The sequence below is a fragment of the Stenotrophomonas sp. HMWF003 genome (assembly GCF_003061285.1).
Lineage (GTDB): Bacteria > Pseudomonadota > Gammaproteobacteria > Xanthomonadales > Xanthomonadaceae > Stenotrophomonas > Stenotrophomonas maltophilia_AP.
Window position 1 is genome coordinate 17410 of record NZ_QAIW01000372.1, and the last position, 4329, is coordinate 21738.

The window sequence follows — 4329 nt, forward strand, 5'->3', positions numbered from 1 at the left end:
ACGACTCCTCGATCGCGATCACAGACGGGATCAGGTTTTCAGTGTGATCCTGATCCCCCGGTGGGACAATCGCCAATTGCGTCGGCCGCAGCGGCGGTTGCCGCCAATTCACCTACGTCTTCGATTACGTCAATCCCACCCATGGCGCTTGACGCTACGAATACGCCCTCTGGAAGATGCTGTGTCTCTCTGTTTCGCCAGTTGCCCCCTTGACGCCCTTGCCCAGCCTGCCTACTTCCACTCTTGAACGCCCTTCTTTCATGACAGTTGCGTCCCACGCCGGGATGTACCGGAGCGTGCTGGAGCAGATGAACGCCGGCTTCTGCGTGATCGAGGTGCTGTTCGAAGGCACCAAGGCGGTGGATTACCGCTTCCTTGAGGTCAACGACGCCTTCGAGCGCAACACCGGGCTGCGCAACGCGCGCGGGCAGCGCATGACCACGCTGCAGCCCGACCACGAGCCGGACTGGTTCCGCATCTACGGCCAGGTGGCCCAGACCGGCCAATCCCAGCAGTTCGAGCTGGAAGCGCGTGCGCTGGGCCGCTGGTACTCGGTGGAAGCGGTGCGGGTGGGCGAGCCGGCTGACCACCAGGTCGCCGTGGTGTTCTTCGACGTCACCAGCCGCAAGCAGATCGAAGTGGAACTGGCCGAAAGCGAAGCGCGTTTCAGCGCGCTCGCCGATGGCCTGCCCATGCCGGTGTGGGTGCTGGACGAAGCGGGCCATGCGCGCTTCGTCAACAGTGCCTTCAGCGAGTTCTTCGGCGGCGACGAACAGCGCGTGCCCGAGAACGTCTGGCGGGGCCTGGTGCATCCCGATGATGCGTCGGTGTTCGATTACGAGCTGCAGGAAGCCCTGAAGGCGCAGCGGTCGATGCATGCGCTGGTGCGCGGCCTGCGTGCCGATGGCCAGTGGCGCTGGCTGGAAATGAATGCCCGGCCGCGGTTCTCGCGCATGGGCCACTTCATTGGCCTGGCCGGCAGCAGCCCGGACGTGACCGAACGCCGCGAAATCGAGATGGCGCGCGAAGAGCTGCTGCAGTCCGAGCGTGCCGCGCGCAGTGCCGCCGAAAACATGGCGCGGCTCAAGGACGAGTTCCTGGCCACGCTGTCGCACGAACTGCGCACCCCGCTGACCACCATCCTGGGCTGGAGCGAACTGCTGCTGCAGCGCGTGGACGCCACCAGCCCGCTGTACAAGGGCCTGGGCGTGATCGCCAACAGCGCGATGGCGCAGAAGCGCCTGATCTCGGACATGCTCGACCTGAGCAGCATGTTGCTGGGCAAGGTGCAGCTGGAAGTGGAAGTGCTGGACCTGCGCGCGCAGCTGACCGAAGCCATGCGGGCGCAGGAGCTGGTGGCCGAAGGCAAGGCCCTGCACATGACCCTGGCACTGCCCGACGAGCCCACCCTGGTGCTGGGTGACGCCACCCGGCTGCAGCAGGTGCTGTGGAACCTGCTGTCCAACGCAATCAAGTTCACGCCGGCCGAGGGCACCGTGGCCGTCACCCTGGCCAACGACGGCGGCCACTGGTCGATCAGCGTGGCCGACTCCGGCGACGGTATCGCCCCCGAATTCCTGCGCCACCTGTTCAGCCGCTTCCGCCAGGCCGATGGCACCACCACCCGCCGCCATGGCGGTCTCGGGCTGGGCCTGGCCATCGCGCAGCAGCTGGTGGAACTGCATGGCGGCACTGTGGCGGCCACCAGCGATGGTCCCGGCCACGGCGCCACCTTCACCGTGCGCCTGCCGCGCTACCAGCCGCAGGCCGACGGCCGCCCGCTGCGCGAGGTGTTCAGTGGCCCGATCGGGGAACAGGTGATCGAGCCTTTCCCGCTCAAGGGCCTGCGCCTGCTGGCCGTGGAAGACCAGCCCGAAGTTCTGGAGTACCTGCGCCGGCTGTTGGAGGAGCAGGGCGCCGAAGTCACGGCAGCCGCATCGGCGGGCGAGGCGCTGGCCCTGCTGGACCGCGGCGGGCATGAAGGCATCGACGTGCTGCTGACCGACATCGGCATGCCCGGCATGGACGGTTACGGCCTGGTGCGGACCCTGCGCGAGGACATCGGCGTGGAAGCGCAGGTGCTGCCCGCCGTGGCGGTGACCGCGCTGGCCCGTGCCGATGACCGCAAGCGGGCACTGGCCTCCGGGTTCCAGGAGCATGTGGCCAAGCCGTATTCGGTGGCCCAGCTGGTGTCGGCCGTGCGCAGCGTACTGGCCGAGCAGCGCCGGTAATCCCGCACCCGTTCCCCACAGGAGTCACCATGTCCCGTTACGCCCCGACCATCCACACCGACCCGGCCCGGATTGCGGCGCTGGAAGCCCTGCTGCCGCAGCTGCGCGGCCAGGCCCCCGTCGAGATCACCCTGGACGACGGCACCCGCGTGCTGGGCACGGTCACGGTGCAGCCCACCCTGCAGCAGTACCGCGACGCCGACGAGAACGAGGGCAGCAATGGCCAGCTGCGGCTCGACGACCTGGACACCCCGGTGCAGCAGCACCTGGTCTGGCTCGACCGGATCGCCAGCATCCGCCAGCTGCCGCCGGTCGAGTAACCCCCGCGCCGGGCAGACCGGCGCTGGTACGTTGAACCGATCGCCATGCGCGCGGTAGCGCCCGCACGGCAACGGAAAACGCAGGGCCGGCACTGAACCTCAGCGCCTGCCCCATACCCCGCCTCAGTGCACGAACACCTCGGGCTCGGCCTCGAAACGGCGTGCGTAGGCGCGTTCATCGGCCACCCGCGAGACCTCGTCGTCGGCCATGTCCGGCGCGCCATACACCGCGTACGCCACCGTGCCGTCGGCCTGCTTGCCGACCTGGTGCAGGCGGTAGCGCGAGTGACCGCCGCCGGTATCCTGCGGGTAATGCACCGGGGGCTGGGCGCCCTCGATGTCCATCTCGCTGTTGTCGACTACGCCACCGACAAACAATGCACGCATGAGCCATCTCCATCGCAAGTGAGCCTCCACCCTGACGGTTTGGATGTTGCCGGGGCATCAACATGGCGTTGAATAAACGCAAATCGGCCCCGGCCGGAGCCGATCCGGGCGAACCGGTAGAATGGCGGTCTCTTTTCAAGATGTGCCCCCTCTCGATGGCTGCCCAGCACGACGCTCCCCTGGAAACCCTGTTCCTGCCGTTCGCCAGTGGCGTGCTGTCCTGGCCCGCCGGCCCGGTGCTGTTCCTGCGCGCCCGCGATGGCTGGCCGCTGCGCGAGCACGCCCAGCCGGCCCAGCTGGTCTGCGAACAGAGCTTCCGGCCGTTCGCCGATGCACTGGAAGCCAGCGGCTGGACCGTGCGCGACGAGCAGCAGCTGGCCGCCGACAGCACCCGCTACGCGGTGGTGCTGGTGCTGCCGCCGCGCCAGCGCGAGGAAGCCAAGGCGCTGTTCGCCCGCGCCGTGGCCCTGGCCGCCCCGGGCGGGGTGGTGGTGGCCTGCCAGCACAACAACGAAGGCGCGCGCTCCGGCGAAGGCGACCTGCAGCAGCTGACCGGCCTGGGCGGCAAGCTCACCAAGAACCATTGCCGCGCCTACTGGACCGCACCGTTGAACGGCCAGCACGATGAGGCCCTGGCGCAGCGCTGGGCGAAGCTGGACGCGCCGCGCGCGATTCTGGGCGGGCGCTTCCAGAGCCGCCCGGGCATCTTCGCCTGGGACCGCATCGACCCGGCCTCGGCGCTGCTGGTGGAGCAGCTGCCGGCCGACCTGGCCGGGCGCGGCGCCGACCTGGGCGCCGGTTTCGGCTACCTGTCGGCCGAAGTGCTGGCACGCTGCCCCGGCGTGACCGGGCTGGACCTGTATGAGGCCGAAGGCCGCGCGCTGGCGCTGGCCCGCACCAACCTGGACGCGCTCGGCACGCCGGCCGCACTGGCTTACCACTGGCAGGACGTGACCGCCGGGATCGAGGCGCAGTACGACTTCATCGTGACCAACCCGCCGTTCCACACCCCCTCGCGTGCCGACCGCCCCGACATCGGCCAGCGCTTCATCGCCGTGGCCGCGCAGGCGCTGCGCCCGGGCGGCCGCATGTGGCTGGTGGCCAACCGTCACCTGCCGTACGAGCAGATCCTCAACGAGAGCTTCGGCCAGATCCGCGTGGCCGCCGAGCGCGACGGCTTCAAGCTGATCCAGGCCACCAAGGCCAGCAAGACCGCCACGCCGGTCCGGGCGCCCCGGGAACGTGAGCCGTCGTGGGGCCGCGGAGGCCGCGCGTGAAGCTGGTCAAGCTTCTGGCCAACCTGGGCTATGGCAGCCGCAAGCAGGTGCAGGGAATGTTCCGCGAAGGCCTGATCACCGATGCCGGCGGGGAAGTGCTGTACGCCGATGACG

At 69.1% G+C, this 4329-nt stretch carries 4 protein-coding genes and 1 pseudogene; 4 read left to right on the top strand and 1 reads right to left on the bottom strand.

The annotated features are described in order from the left end of the window. Positions 1-260 precede the first annotated feature (260 nt). Entirely contained in the window at positions 261-2231 is a 1971-nt protein-coding gene (locus DBR34_RS15440) for an ATP-binding protein (RefSeq protein ID WP_258223979.1), read from the top strand. A gap of 29 nt (positions 2232-2260) precedes the next feature. Next, positions 2261-2551, top strand: a complete 291-nt coding sequence (locus DBR34_RS15445; protein ID WP_128097459.1) for a DUF3247 family protein — start codon at positions 2261-2263, stop codon at positions 2549-2551. A gap of 123 nt (positions 2552-2674) precedes the next feature. Here the strand turns inward: DBR34_RS15445 and DBR34_RS15450 are convergent, their stop codons facing one another. Next, entirely contained in the window at positions 2675-2938 is a 264-nt protein-coding gene (locus tag DBR34_RS15450; RefSeq protein ID WP_038690707.1) for a hypothetical protein, read from the bottom strand. 155 nt (positions 2939-3093) lie between these two features. Between DBR34_RS15450 and DBR34_RS15455 the strand changes: the two genes are divergently transcribed. Continuing rightward, positions 3094-4215 carry a class I SAM-dependent methyltransferase gene (locus DBR34_RS15455; protein ID WP_128097460.1) on the top strand — a complete coding sequence of 374 codons (1122 nt, stop codon included), beginning with the start codon at positions 3094-3096 and terminating at the stop codon, positions 4213-4215. Between the two features lie 23 nt (positions 4216-4238). Continuing rightward, positions 4239-4329, top strand: a pseudogene (locus tag DBR34_RS23335) (16S rRNA pseudouridine(516) synthase); the annotation flags it as partial.